The organism is Reinekea blandensis MED297 (genome assembly GCF_000153185.1).
Lineage (GTDB): Bacteria > Pseudomonadota > Gammaproteobacteria > Pseudomonadales > Natronospirillaceae > Reinekea > Reinekea blandensis.
This window is the reverse complement of the sequence record NZ_CH724155.1, coordinates 103,218-115,224: the sequence shown is the minus strand read 5'-3', so window position 1 is coordinate 115,224 and position 12,007 is coordinate 103,218. Positions and strand designations below refer to the sequence as shown.

General features: G+C 54.5%; 13 protein-coding genes. 4 read left to right on the top strand and 9 right to left on the bottom strand.

Features of this window, described 5'->3' with window-relative positions; genetic code table 11:
• Positions 1 to 26 precede the first annotated feature (26 nt).
• Entirely contained in the window at positions 27 to 248 is a 222-nt protein-coding gene (locus MED297_RS19935; protein ID WP_008048250.1) for a hypothetical protein, read from the bottom strand.
• A 212-nt stretch (positions 249 to 460) separates the two neighbouring features.
• Between MED297_RS19935 and MED297_RS19930 the strand changes: the two genes are divergently transcribed.
• From MED297_RS19930 to MED297_RS19920, 3 genes are all read left to right on the top strand, one after another.
• Positions 461 to 1,144, top strand: coding sequence for a glutathione S-transferase family protein (locus MED297_RS19930; protein WP_008048248.1), 684 nt, complete (start codon positions 461 to 463; stop codon positions 1,142 to 1,144).
• A gap of 129 nt (positions 1,145 to 1,273) precedes the next feature.
• A complete protein-coding gene (locus MED297_RS19925) occupies positions 1,274 to 1,810 on the top strand; it encodes a hypothetical protein (protein WP_008048247.1) in 537 nt (178 codons plus the stop codon).
• A 139-nt stretch (positions 1,811 to 1,949) separates the two neighbouring features.
• On the top strand, positions 1,950 to 3,128 hold the full coding sequence (locus MED297_RS19920) for an MFS transporter (protein WP_040557777.1): 1,179 nt from the start codon (positions 1,950 to 1,952) through the stop codon (positions 3,126 to 3,128).
• On the opposite strand, the gene MED297_RS19915 is transcribed toward MED297_RS19920, so the two are convergent.
• A complete protein-coding gene (locus MED297_RS19915; RefSeq protein WP_237613469.1) occupies positions 3,103 to 4,023 on the bottom strand; it encodes an acyltransferase in 921 nt (306 codons plus the stop codon). The two genes, MED297_RS19920 and MED297_RS19915, sit on opposite strands and share 26 nt — an antisense overlap.
• Before the next feature lie 87 nt (positions 4,024 to 4,110).
• A complete protein-coding gene (locus tag MED297_RS19910; RefSeq protein WP_008048244.1) occupies positions 4,111 to 4,746 on the bottom strand; it encodes a class I SAM-dependent methyltransferase in 636 nt (211 codons plus the stop codon).
• 71 nt (positions 4,747 to 4,817) lie between these two features.
• Between MED297_RS19910 and MED297_RS19905 the strand changes: the two genes are divergently transcribed.
• On the top strand, positions 4,818 to 5,981 hold the full coding sequence (locus tag MED297_RS19905) for a cation:proton antiporter (RefSeq protein WP_008048243.1): 1,164 nt from the start codon (positions 4,818 to 4,820) through the stop codon (positions 5,979 to 5,981).
• 6 nt (positions 5,982 to 5,987) lie between these two features.
• Here MED297_RS19905 and MED297_RS19900 read toward each other — a convergent pair whose 3' ends face one another.
• From MED297_RS19900 to metK, 6 genes are all read right to left on the bottom strand, one after another.
• Complete coding sequence (locus MED297_RS19900) at positions 5,988 to 6,725, bottom strand: 16S rRNA (uracil(1498)-N(3))-methyltransferase (RefSeq protein WP_008048242.1); 738 nt, start codon at positions 6,723 to 6,725, stop codon at positions 5,988 to 5,990.
• Positions 6,722 to 7,150, bottom strand: a complete 429-nt coding sequence (locus tag MED297_RS19895; RefSeq protein ID WP_008048241.1) for a hypothetical protein — start codon at positions 7,148 to 7,150, stop codon at positions 6,722 to 6,724. The genes MED297_RS19900 and MED297_RS19895 overlap by 4 nt, the downstream gene beginning before the upstream one ends.
• Entirely contained in the window at positions 7,147 to 8,094 is a 948-nt protein-coding gene (argC, locus tag MED297_RS19890; protein WP_008048239.1) for an N-acetyl-gamma-glutamyl-phosphate reductase, read from the bottom strand. The genes MED297_RS19895 and argC overlap by 4 nt, the downstream gene beginning before the upstream one ends.
• 315 nt (positions 8,095 to 8,409) lie before the next feature.
• Positions 8,410 to 9,243, bottom strand: a complete 834-nt coding sequence (metF, locus tag MED297_RS19885; protein ID WP_008048238.1) for a methylenetetrahydrofolate reductase [NAD(P)H] — start codon at positions 9,241 to 9,243, stop codon at positions 8,410 to 8,412.
• A 93-nt stretch (positions 9,244 to 9,336) separates the two neighbouring features.
• Positions 9,337 to 10,719 (bottom strand): adenosylhomocysteinase, encoded by a 1,383-nt coding sequence (ahcY, locus tag MED297_RS19880; protein ID WP_008048237.1) that lies wholly within the window; start codon positions 10,717 to 10,719, stop codon positions 9,337 to 9,339.
• A gap of 97 nt (positions 10,720 to 10,816) precedes the next feature.
• Positions 10,817 to 11,971, bottom strand: a complete 1,155-nt coding sequence (metK, locus tag MED297_RS19875) for a methionine adenosyltransferase (RefSeq protein ID WP_008048236.1) — start codon at positions 11,969 to 11,971, stop codon at positions 10,817 to 10,819.
• Positions 11,972 to 12,007: the final 36 nt, after the last annotated feature.

The window sequence follows — 12,007 nt, the reverse complement described above, 5'->3', positions numbered from 1 at the left end:
TGTCGGGTTCTCAATCCACCGGCGGCTCAGAGCGTATCAATCTCATCTTTCAGCGTTTGTTTGCGATCAGTGGCGATTCGCTCCAGCGTTTGTACCCGGGCTTCGAGTGAGCGCAACTGGGCTTCAAGTCTGCGTTCCCGGTCGTCTGTTTCGTCGGTTTTACGCAAGTTCCTAACCTGCTGGAGAATCAGCACGGTTCCGACGACGGCGATTAACAGCATGGCAACTAGCATGGTTGAAAACGTCATGTCGGCTCCTTTTCTGAGTAGTGTCTGCATAGTGTAATGGTTCTGCTGGTCAGGTGAATGGTGAAAAGTCATAAGGTGTGTCTGGGATCGTTGACGGGTCAAGAGCAGAGTCTGAAAGTTTTTTTACCCGATCCCCCCGTTATAAGTGATCTGAATGCGGCCCTGGTGTGGTATCAGTTGGGAACTAAAAGTTTTTTCACAGGCGCTGACTCATGATCGTGTTACATCATCTAAATAACTCCCGCTCACAACGTATTCTCTGGCTGTTGGAAGAGTTGGGGTTGGACTACGAACTGAAGGTTTATCAGCGCAACTCCAAAACCCAGTTGGCGCCTGACGAGTTGAAAGCCGTGCATCCATTGGGCAAATCCCCGGTGCTGACGGATGGCGACCAGACAATTGCGGAGTCCGGCCTGATCATTGATTACCTGATTCAGACCTATGCGCCTCAGTGGCAACCCGAGGCCGGCACGACTGCTTGGTACGACAATCAATATTGGCTGCACTTTGCCGAAGGGTCACTGATGCCGCCACTATTGCTGACTCTGGTGTTCGACACTATCCGTAAAAGCCGGATGCCGTTTATTGCCAAACCCATAGCCCGGGCCATTGCCGATCGGGTCACCAAACAATTTGTCTCGCCCGACATCGAACGGTTGCTGAACTTCATCAACGCTCAACTTGAAGGACGTGATTGGTTTATTGCCGACCAACCCTGTGGGGCTGACTTTCAAATGAGCTTTCCGCTTGAAGCGGCCCGTGCCCGTGGCCTGGTGACCGATGCTCAGCATCCCAACATTCTTCGCTTCCTTAATCAGGTTGCTCAGCGAGAGGCGTATCAACGCGCGCTACAACAAGGGGGGCGTTACGCCTACGCGTTGAAAAAAACGGCCTGAACTGACTGACTCAGACGTTAGCTGAATGCCGGATGGCGCTTGGTTTAAAGCGCCCCCTGAAGGCTTCCAGTGAGGGTTCAAAGCCTGTTAGACTGCTGCGTTCAACTCCAAGAAAAAGAAGTGAATATCATGAAAAAATGTTTCATTTGCGGCGTTTTGCTGTCAACTGCGATGGGGCATGCTGCCGCACAGGATTGGTCGGTACAACCGGTGATTGGCATGAAAGCGCAGTTTGGCGGGGACCCTCTCGCCACCATTTATTACACCGACGGAACCGAGCAGGATCTGCTGGCCGGGCAGGGTATTGATTTTTATGCTGGTGTTCTGCTGAAGCAATCACCATACAGCGTAAAAGCGAGCCTGGGCTACAAGTACTCCAGCTCGATGGCAACAAACATTGATGTGGCGAAGACGGCCTTGCCGTTTAATCTGACTGGTCGCTATGACATTTCGTCCGGCTTTTTTGTTGGCGGCGGACTGACGCACCATTTCAGCCCTCAGCTGGCCATCGATACAGATACCTATACCTATGAGTCTTCCTTGGGTTATCACCTGGAACTCGGTTGGGAAGCGATTTCAATCGGTTGGACGTCTGTGACTTACGATGAGTCAGGCGCCGAGTTTGATGCGTCCACCTTCGATGTGAACCTGGAACTGGTTTTCTGATCGCCTGATCTTCCCGTGGCGCCGTCGTTCAACCGCGCGCCACTTTCCGTTATTCTTCCTCCTCTTTTTTTGAGCCAGCCCGGCGTGTCTTATTCGCGGTTGTCTGTCCATGTTCGGCTCCATTGCCCTCGGAGGGTTCATGCCCCGTCGTTATCTGACTTTGATTCTTGGTTTTATTGCGTTTATTGCCCTGGGGTTGCCGGATGGAATGTTAGGCGTTGCCTGGCCATTTATGCGAGAAGAACTTGGGCAGCCGCTGGAAGCCAGTGGTCTGTTGGTGATGGCGCTGACTCTGTCTGTCGCAGTCAGCGGTTTTTTCAGCAGTTGGTTAAGTCGGCGGCTTGGTATCGGCCGGCTATTGGCACTCAGCTGTCTGCTGACGGGATCGGCCCTGGTTGGGTATGCCCTGTTTCCCCATTTCTATCTGTTAATTGTTTGCGCGTCGGTCATCGGTTTGGCGGCCGGCGCCACCGATGCCACGGTGAACGGTTACGTCGCCAAAAATTTCAGTGATCGCGTCATGCAATGGCTTCATGCCAGCTTTGGTATCGGGATAACGCTGGGGCCGGTCACAATGACGCTGGTGCTTGCTGCGAATGGCCCCTGGCAGCTGGGTTATCAGATTCATGCGATGGTTCAGTTGATACTGGCGGTACTGTTTTTTGTCACGGCTGGGCTGTGGATCACAAGATCAGACGAGCACCGACAGGTGGCCGCGCATGAGGCGGATCGACACGTGACATCAATGCCCAGTTCGCTGACGCGACTTCCGGTCTGGCTCGGAATGATGGCTTTTTTTCTGTATTGCGGTTTGGAAATATCGGTAGGGTTGTGGAGTTTCAGTTTGCTGACCGATGTGCGAGGCCTGTCAGCCGCTCAGGCGGGTACCTGGGTGAGTCTATATTGGGCCATGTTCACGGTTGGTCGGTTTGCGATGGGATTTATTACCGGACGGGTGTCTTCCCATCGAACCGTCCAGTTGGGAATCAGCGTGTCAGTCCTGGCGACCGTGCTGCTTGCTGTGGGTGGCTCGGTTTGGTTGAGTTTGCTGGCGTTGGCACTCATCGGTCTGGCCTATGGGCCGATTTTTCCGGCTATGATGTCGACGACTCTGCAACGTGTGGGGGCCCGCGATTTTAACAATGCCATGGGCCTGCAGATCAGTTCGGCAGCGCTCGGGATGATGGTGTTACCCGGGAGCATCGGACTGTTAGCCTCAAAAACGACACTTAATGCTTATCCTTGGGCGTTGCTCGCGGTAACCGGGCTGCTCTGGCTGATCTATCAGTTGGCTAACCGGATTTCACACGACCGTTAGCCGCACTCTGTTGTTCCAGCGCTTCCAGTTCGGCGTCTTTTTCTTGCCAGAGCTCACTGACCCAGCGCTGGAACGCCGCCCGATCTTCCCGGTTGTTGCTGTAATCCATGTGCTGGAAGCGGGGCGGAATGGCCAGTTTTCGCATATTCAGCGTGACCGTACCGACGCGACCACAGGCCATATCCCAATAATTAGGTGCTTTGCCCTGATAGTGGATGGTGGTGTCGATGATGGTATCGAACTTTTCACCCAGCGCCTGAATGGCAAATGCGATGCCTCCGGACTTTGGTTTCAGCAGGTGGCGATAGGGGGAACTCTGTTGCGCATGCTTTTCCGGGGTCAGGCGGGTGCCTTCCAGAAAGTTCACGATGGTTGTGGGCTGGTCGGAAAATTTTTCACAGGCGCGACGGGTGGTTTCGAGATCCTGCCCGGCTTTTTCCGGATGTTTTTTCAGATACTCGCGCGAGTGGCGGGACATGAACGGATAATCCAGTGCCCACCAGGCCACCCCGGCGATCGGTACCCAAATCAGTTGCTTCTTGATGAAAAATTTCAGGATCGGTAAGCGCCTGAGCGTCACGGCAAGTAATGCAAAAATATCTATCCAGCTTTGATGGTTGGCGATAATCAGGTTCCACTGGTTCATGTGCAGATCGAGATCGTGATTGACGACAAAGCGAATGCGCAGCACCCGTTGCATCCACCCGAGTAAACCGCTGACCCAGATTGACGCCACTTCAACCACCATGGGGTTGGCCCATCGCCTCGCCAGTCGGCCCGGCAGCAGCAGCCGGAACAGGACGGCAATAAACAGAAAAACGCCTAAAAACAGGGTGTAGAGTATGAGCGCCAGAATGGATAGGACGCCCAGCAACGGTCGGGTTAAAGTTTGCACAGCGATCAATCAGTCGGTTTTCGCCTATTGTCGGAAACGCTGTCATAAAATCAAGAACTAGGGTGTGTTAACAGGCCCTAGGTCAGTTCAGGTCCGGGTCAGGAAAACCAGATCCCGTTCTTCAAAACTGAGTTCGGCTTGCTTTTCATTCGCGATCCAGTGAAAGGTGGCATCAGAGTAAAAGCAGACGTGGGTCGGATCGTTTTTGTAGTTCCATTTTGCAAATCGCTCCTGGCTGATGACCCGCTGAGTCATGACAGCCAGTACACCGCCTGGCTTCAATTGCTGAAAAAGTTCGGTGAGCACTTGCCCGGGTGCGTGCAGATGTTCGATAACCTCCGTCATGACGATGGCATCGTAATGCTGTACCAGCACCGCTCGTTCAGGGTAATAAAACACATCGTAGACGGCGACGTTGTGCCCGAGTGTCTGTAACTGCATCGCCAGAACCGGGCTCGGGCCGCAGCCAAAATCAAGGACGTCAGCCGCAGAGGGTAACCGGCGATGAAGCGCACGACTCATACGCGCCAGAAATCGCTGATAACCGTCGTCGTCAGGATGGTTTTCGTGTTGGTCATATTCGGCCTTTTCCAGCGCGGCGTTTGGCCAGCTTTTTGGCTCGGCAAACACCAGTGAGCATTGTTCGCAGTAAAGAAACGTTCGCTTGCGGTCGCTGATGTAGTTGGTCGTCTGTTCGCTGTAACACAGAGGGCACTGGTTCATGAATGTTCAGTTCTTGCGGGAAGCCGGGCCAGCAGCTTAACTGAGGAAGGACTGTAGCAACAGGTGTGACCATGTTGAACACCGCCGAATTTCTGCTCACCATCGGGTCTTTACTGCTGCTGGGGCTGGTTACGTCGGCATTGGCGCATCGGACCCGACTGCCCAGGGTGACGTTGTTGCTGTTGTTTGGCATTGTTATCGGCCCACAGGCATTGGATCTGATTCCACCATTGTTCACCGACCGGTTTGATCTGATTGCCGACCTGACTTTGTTAATGGTCGGGTTTTTGTTGGGCGGTAAACTGACCCGCGATTCATTGAAAACATCCGCCTGGCCGGTCATGGTGATTTCCATCTGTGCCGCCTTACTGACGGCGGTGTTGGTTGCCGCTGTATTGTGGTGGGCGGGGTTGTCCTTTGCGATTGCGCTTTTGCTCGGTTGCATTGCTTCAGCAACCGCGCCGGCGGCCATATTAGATGTGGTTGCGGAAACCAATCCGGACTCCCGATTTTCTCAGTTGCTCCTGTCCATCGTGGCCGTCGATGACCTTTGGGCATTGATTCTTTTCGGCATGGGCATGTCCCTGGTGAGTCAGATGACGGGTCATGGCGTCGATGAACCGTTTCTGATGGCGGCCTTCGAGGAGATGATCGGTGCCGTCATCCTGGGCGTCATGCTCGGTGTGCCATCGGCTTACGCGACCGGACGCATTCGCCCGGGGCAACCGATGTTAACGGAAGCTTTGGGCGTGGTCTGTATTTGCGGTGGCCTGGCCCTGTGGCTGGGGGTGTCTTATCTGATTGCGGCCATGGTGCTTGGCGCGGTCATCGTGAACCTGGCAGAGCATCACGATTATCCGTTTCACGCAATTGAAGGCGTGGAATCACTGTTCATGCTCATCTTCTTTGTGATTGCCGGCGCGTCGCTGGATTTGTCATCGCTGGGCAGCCTGTCGCTGATAGGATTGCTGTATATCCTGATGCGTACTGCCGGGAAGTTCGCCGGTGCCTGGCTCGGTTGTCGATTGAGTCGAACCGATGCACTGACGCGTCGCTGGTTGGGCTTGGCACTTTTACCGCAGGCCGGGGTGCCGATCGGTCTGGCGCTGGTGGCGTCTGCTGCGTTTCCAGAGCACCGCCAGACCTTGTTGTCGGTGGTGATTGCCTCGACGGTGTTGTTTGACCTGATCGGTCCGGTACTGACCCGACGGTCGGTGCTTAGAGCCACTCGATGATCAGGTTCAGCCGGGAAAGTCACCCCATTTGTTCTGCAGCAAAGAAAGCATGACCACCGGCGCGGTTTCGGTCCGCAGAATACGCGGGCCGAGCTGCCAACTCATGAAGTCGTTTTTCAACGACCATTGAACTTCGTCGTCCGACAAACCGCCTTCCGGGCCGATCAGAAAGCTGACAGACTGCGGGGATTCCTCCGGCCAGTCAGGTGCCTGTGCCGCCGTATGGAGAATCAGCTGAACGTCGGAATCCTGAATCTCGACCCAATCACGCAGTGCGCGCACCGGGTACAGAATGGGCACTGTATCGCGATAGCATTGCTCGCAGGCCGATTCGATCACACCCTGCCAATGGGCCATTTTCTTGGTTTGGCGTTCGGCATTCAGGCGCAGATCGCAGTGTTCACTGGTGAGCGGTGTGATTGAGGTGACGCCCAGTTCGGTGGCTTTCTGCAGGGCGTAATCAAAGCGGTCGCCTTTGGACATCACCAGGCCAAGGTGGGTGTGCAGCTGTGGTTCGGGTGTGGCATCCAGTTGTTCCAGCAAACGGGCGGACGCCTGCTTTTTACCGACCTCGGTCAGTTCCGCACGAAAGCGATCACCGCGTCCGTTAAACACCTGAATGTCTGCGCCGTCTTTGAGTCGCAGTACTTTGATCAGGTGTTGAAACACCGACGACGGCAGCTCGACCGCCTGATCGATCAACCCGGGATCAGCCTCGGGCAAACAAACCCGAATGGTTCTCATGGTGTGGACTCCGATGACGGGGGAAGTTGGATCCCGCAGGCCTCTAACCGCGCGGTTTGCAGGCCATATTCATCCACCCAGTCTTGCAACAGGCAGTTACGGTACTCTTGAGCGTAGCGGGTGGCGTTGGCTTGGTTTTCGGCAAAAGACGCCGGCCAGGCTTTGAGCAGTTCGGGTCCGCAGCGCTCGGCTGAGGCTTGCACACTGGCCTGACACAGTGACGTTGGCATGTTCAGACACGCCACCTGTGGGTCCTGATTGCAGATCAATATGGGTGCCTGTTGGTTCAGATACTGAAGAAAAATGACCGACGGAACCTGTGGTGTTGACGTTTCATTGTCTGCCGTCTCCATCACCGGGTCTGACGCGCAGGCGCAGAGGATCACCGAGGTCATGATCAATGACCCTAACCCGATTCGGTTCATTGCGTCAGTCCGGTGGTTTCAGTCAGTCCGAAGCGGCAGTTCATGTTCTGTACCGCCGCGCCGGAAGCGCCTTTGCCGAGGTTGTCGAGCCGGGCCACCAGATAGACGCGATCTTCGGAACTGAAAACAAACAGTTCGATCCGGTTGGTGCCGTTGCAGGCGGTCGGATCGAGAAAGCCTTCATCCAGCTGGCTTTCATCATTCAACGGGAACAGCGTGACAAACGGCTCGCCGGTATAGGTTTCGGCCAACGTGGTGTGAATCTGCTCGGCGCTGCCGTGAATGGCGTGTTCATGCAGTGCGATGCTGACCAGCATGCCTTGCTCAACGTGGGCGACGGTCGGAACGAAAACGGGTGCATGAGAAAGCCCGGTAACGTTCGTCATTTCCGGCAGGTGCTTGTGGTTAAGATCCAGGTTTTTAAAACGGGCTGCGGCGCGCTGACGTTGGCTGTCATCCATCGCCTGATAGTCGGCAATCATTGCTTTACCGCCACCGCTGTAGCCGGTGATGGCCTGTACGGTCATGGCGTAGTCTTTAGGAACGATACCGGCCTTCACCAATGGTGCGACCAGCATGGTCATGCCAGTGGGATAGCATCCCGGGTTAGCGATACGGTTGCTGGTTTGAAGGCGGCTACGATAACCGGGCAGTTCCGGAACGCCATAGACCCATTTTGGATCGACCCGGAAGGCGGTCGAGGCATCAATAATGACGGTTTCCGGGTTATCAATCAGACGGACGGCTTCGCGTGAAGCATCATCGGGCAGGCAGAGAAAGACCACATCGGCTTTGTTGAGAAACTCACGTCGCAATGCCGGATCTTTTTTCTGAGCTTCAGGTATGCTCAGAATATCGACGTCCGGGTGATCGGCCAGGCGCTGGTGAATCTGCAGGCCGGTGGTGCCGTACTGGCCATCGATGTAAGCGGTGATTTTACTCATGTCGGCGATGTGCTCTGTCAGAAATTTCCCGACATTATAGAGGAAAGCGCCGCCGAAACCGAAAGCAGCTTACGCAACAGGGCTTTTCAGCCCTGTTCGGCGTAAATGGTCTTAGTCAACTCATCGCTGTCTCAACGATCAACCGGGCCGTTTCAGAGCTTCTTTCTGGAAACACGCTATAAACCCGCCGAGACGTCGGACCGCCATTGGGCTCGGCAACAACATCCATGTTGTTGACGGTTCCCAGAAAGAAGCTCTGAAACAGCTGCCCTTGCGCCTATCTGAGGTTAGAAGCGTTATGGGGCAGCAGTGTTGTCAGCTGAGTTGTTTCAGAATGTCGAGCGTCGGACCGGAGCGGTTCATGCTGTAAAAATGCAGCTTGGGTGCGCCGGCCTGAATCAGGTCCTGGCACAGGTCGACAACAAAGTTCAGCCCGATACGCTGAATACGTTGCACATCGTCGGAACAGGTTTCCAGCGCTTTGCGCATCCAGCGCGGAATGTCAGCGCCGCAGGCATCCGAGAAACGCACCAGATTACTGTAATTGGTGATCGGCATGATGCCGGGCACGATGTCGATGTCACAATCGCGCTTACGCACTTCATCGACAAAATGTTTATAGGCGTTGGCATTGTAGAAATACTGGGTGATGGCACTGTCCGCACCACACTTCGCTTTACGCACGAAGTTATCGATGTCGGCGTCTAAGTTAGCCGCCTGTGGGTGCATTTCCGGGTAGGCCGCGACTTCAATATGAAAGGTATCGCCAAACTCCTGCTTTACGAACGTCACCAGGTCGGAGGCGTAATTGAAGTCGCCCCCGGTGCCCACCATACCGCTGGGCAGATCACCGCGCAGGGCGACGATGCGATTGATGCCTTCGGCTTTGTAGGTGGTTAACAGGTCTTTAATGGTGTCGGCTTTGGAACCAATGCAAGACAAATGAGGTGCCGCGGGCACGCCACGCTTGTTCAGTTCAATGACGGTGTTGATCGTCCGCTCCTGAGTCGAGCCACCAGCGCCGTAAGTGACACTGAAAAATTCGGGGTTGGTGGTCTTCAGCTCATCATGCGCTTTCAGCAGATTGTCGTAACCAGCGTCGGTTTTCGGTGGAAAAAACTCGAAACTGACCGGGACGGGAGTATTCATGGTTTGGTTCTCGGTTTAGATTTTGACTCGTATGCTGCTAGCTGCGAGAAGAAAAGGTCTTAACCCGCAGCTCTAAGCTCTCGCAGCTTTCTTTTAGTACTTATACTCTTCCGGTTTAAACGGACCTTCGACGGGCACGTTGATGTAATCGGCCTGTTCTTTCGTCAGCTGAGTAATCACACCACCGAAGCCTTTCACCATTTCGGCGGCGACTTCTTCGTCGAGTTTCTTCGGCAGAACTTTCACATACAGTCCGGCTTTCTTCTCGTCAGCACTCAAATCCGCAAACTTACGCTCAAACAGATACATCTGCGCGAGCACCTGATTGGCAAAGGAGCCGTCCATGATGCGGCTTGGGTGACCGGTGGCGTTACCCAGGTTCACCAGACGGCCTTCGGACAACAGAATGATGAAATCGTCCTGGTTGTCGCTGCGATAAATCTGGTGGACCTGAGGTTTAACTTCTTCCCATTTCCAGTTTTCACGCATAAAGGCTGTATCGATTTCGTTGTCGAAGTGACCGATGTTACAGACCACCGCGCCACTCTTTACCGCCGCCAGCATGTGTTTGTCACACACGGTGGTGTTGCCGGTGGTAGTGACAATCAGATCGGTATTGCCCAGCAAGGCGGTGTTGATGCTTGCTGCGGTGCCATCGTTTTGACCATTCAGATAAGGCGACACCACTTCGAAACCGTCCATGCAGGCTTGCATGGCACAGATCGGATCAATTTCGGTGACCTTAACGATCATGCCTTCCTGACGCAGAGAGGCGGCGGAACCTTTACCGACATCGCCGTAACCGATAACCAGGGCTTTTTTACCTGACAACAGGTGGTCGGTACCGCGTTTGATCGCATCATTCAGCGAGTGACGGCAGCCGTACTTGTTGTCGTTCTTCGATTTGGTGACCGAGTCGTTCACATTGATGGCCGGAACTTTCAGCGTGCCTTCCTGCAGCATTTCCAACAGACGGTGAACACCCGTGGTGGTTTCTTCGGAGATACCGTGGATGTCGTCCCACAGTTGCGGGAACTTGTCTTCAACCAGGAAAGTCAGGTCGCCGCCGTCATCCAGAATCATGTTCGGGTTCCACAGCGCGTCGCTGTCTTTTTCCGCTCGGATGGTCTGCTCGATGCACCACCAGAATTCTTCTTCGGTTTCACCTTTCCAGGCGAACACAGGAATACCGGCGGCGGCAATGGCGGCCGCGGCGTGATCCTGAGTGGAAAAGATGTTGCACGATGACCAGCGCACTTCCGCACCCAGCTCAACCAGAGTTTCGATCAGCACGGCCGTTTGAATCGTCATGTGAATACAGCCCATGATGCGGGCGCCGGCCAGCGGCTGGTCAGCTTTGTATTTACGGCGCAGAGCCATCAGAGCCGGCATTTCGCTTTCGGCGATGGCAATTTCTTTGCGACCCCAGTCGGCCAGGTTGATGTCGGCGACTTTGTAGTCGGTGAAGTTGGTCATAAATTCGTTCCTCATTTATGAAGCTGCAAGCGGTCAGCTTTCAGCTTCAAGATTTAATTTAGTTACAGGCTTGGCAGGAAACTGTCTTGCCGCTTTGTTAAAGCTTCGCTCCGGCTTTCAGCACATCGACCTTATCGGTCGCTTCCCAACTGAACCCGTCTCGGCCAAAGTGACCGTAAGCTGCGGTTGGGCGGTAAATCGGTTTACGCAGGTCGAGCATTTCAATGATGCCGCGTGGGCGCAGATCGAAGTGCTCGCGAACCAGTTCCGCGATCAAGGCTTCGTCAACTTTGTTGGTGCCGAACGTGTTGATGGCAATCGATGTTGGTTCGGCGACACCAATGGCGTACGAAACCTGAATTTCACATTTGTCGGCAAGGCCTGCCGCGACGATATTTTTCGCCACATAACGGCCGGCATAGGCCGCTGAACGGTCAACCTTGGATGGGTCTTTGCCGGAGAACGCGCCACCACCGTGACGGGCCATGCCGCCGTAAGTGTCGACGATGATTTTACGTCCGGTCAGACCGCAGTCACCGACGGGGCCACCGATGACAAAAATGCCGGTCGGGTTAATATGAAACTTGGTGTCTGCGTGCAGCCATTCAGATGGCAGTACTTCTTTAATGACGTTTTCCAGTACCGCTTCGCGCAGGTCGTCCAGTTTGATGCTTGGATCGTGTTGCGTTGAAAGAACGACGGCATCGACAGCGACAGGCTTGCCGTTTTCGTAGCGCAGGGTTACCTGCGATTTTGCGTCCGGGCGTAACCAGGGGAGTACCCCGTTTTTGCGCAGTTTGGCCTGCTGCTCAACCAACCGATGAGAGTAGTAAATCGGCGCTGGCATATAGGTTTCGGTTTCATTGGTGGCGTAACCGAACATCAAACCCTGGTCACCGGCACCGAGATCTTTGTCTTCGGCTTCGTCGACACCGACCGCAATGTCGGACGACTGTTTGCCGATGGCGTTAATGACGGCACAGGAAGAACCATCGAAACCCACATCTGAAGAGGTGTAGCCGATGTCGCGGATAACGTCCCGGACGATGTCTTCTAAATCGACGTACGTCGAGGTCCGGACTTCACCGGCAATGATCGCCATACCGGTTTTCACCAACGTTTCGACCGCCACACGAGCGTGCGGATCTTCGGTGATGATGGCGTCCAGCACGGCATCCGAAATCTGGTCTGCCATTTTATCGGGATGGCCTTCTGAAACACTTTCCGATGTAAATAAAGAATATTCGCTCATGTTTTAGATCCTCATTCGGGTCTGATTTTGCCGGTC

What these genes read in the sequence shown, in the direction of transcription:
- MED297_RS19935 (WP_008048250.1), bottom strand. Translation starts at nt 248, where the DNA reads ATGACGTTTTCAACCATGCTAGTTGCCATGCTGTTAATCGCCGTCGTC.
- MED297_RS19930 (WP_008048248.1), top strand. Translation starts at nt 461, where the DNA reads ATGATCGTGTTACATCATCTAAATAACTCCCGCTCACAACGTATTCTC.
- MED297_RS19925 (WP_008048247.1), top strand. Translation starts at nt 1,274, where the DNA reads ATGAAAAAATGTTTCATTTGCGGCGTTTTGCTGTCAACTGCGATGGGG.
- MED297_RS19920 (WP_040557777.1), top strand. Translation starts at nt 1,950, where the DNA reads ATGCCCCGTCGTTATCTGACTTTGATTCTTGGTTTTATTGCGTTTATT.
- MED297_RS19910 (WP_008048244.1), bottom strand. Translation starts at nt 4,746, where the DNA reads ATGAACCAGTGCCCTCTGTGTTACAGCGAACAGACGACCAACTACATC.
- MED297_RS19905 (WP_008048243.1), top strand. Translation starts at nt 4,818, where the DNA reads ATGTTGAACACCGCCGAATTTCTGCTCACCATCGGGTCTTTACTGCTG.
- MED297_RS19900 (WP_008048242.1), bottom strand. Translation starts at nt 6,725, where the DNA reads ATGAGAACCATTCGGGTTTGTTTGCCCGAGGCTGATCCCGGGTTGATC.
- MED297_RS19895 (WP_008048241.1), bottom strand. Translation starts at nt 7,150, where the DNA reads ATGAACCGAATCGGGTTAGGGTCATTGATCATGACCTCGGTGATCCTC.
- argC (WP_008048239.1), bottom strand. Translation starts at nt 8,094, where the DNA reads ATGAGTAAAATCACCGCTTACATCGATGGCCAGTACGGCACCACCGGC.
- metF (WP_008048238.1), bottom strand. Translation starts at nt 9,243, where the DNA reads ATGAATACTCCCGTCCCGGTCAGTTTCGAGTTTTTTCCACCGAAAACC.
- ahcY (WP_008048237.1), bottom strand. Translation starts at nt 10,719, where the DNA reads ATGACCAACTTCACCGACTACAAAGTCGCCGACATCAACCTGGCCGAC.
- metK (WP_008048236.1), bottom strand. Translation starts at nt 11,971, where the DNA reads ATGAGCGAATATTCTTTATTTACATCGGAAAGTGTTTCAGAAGGCCAT.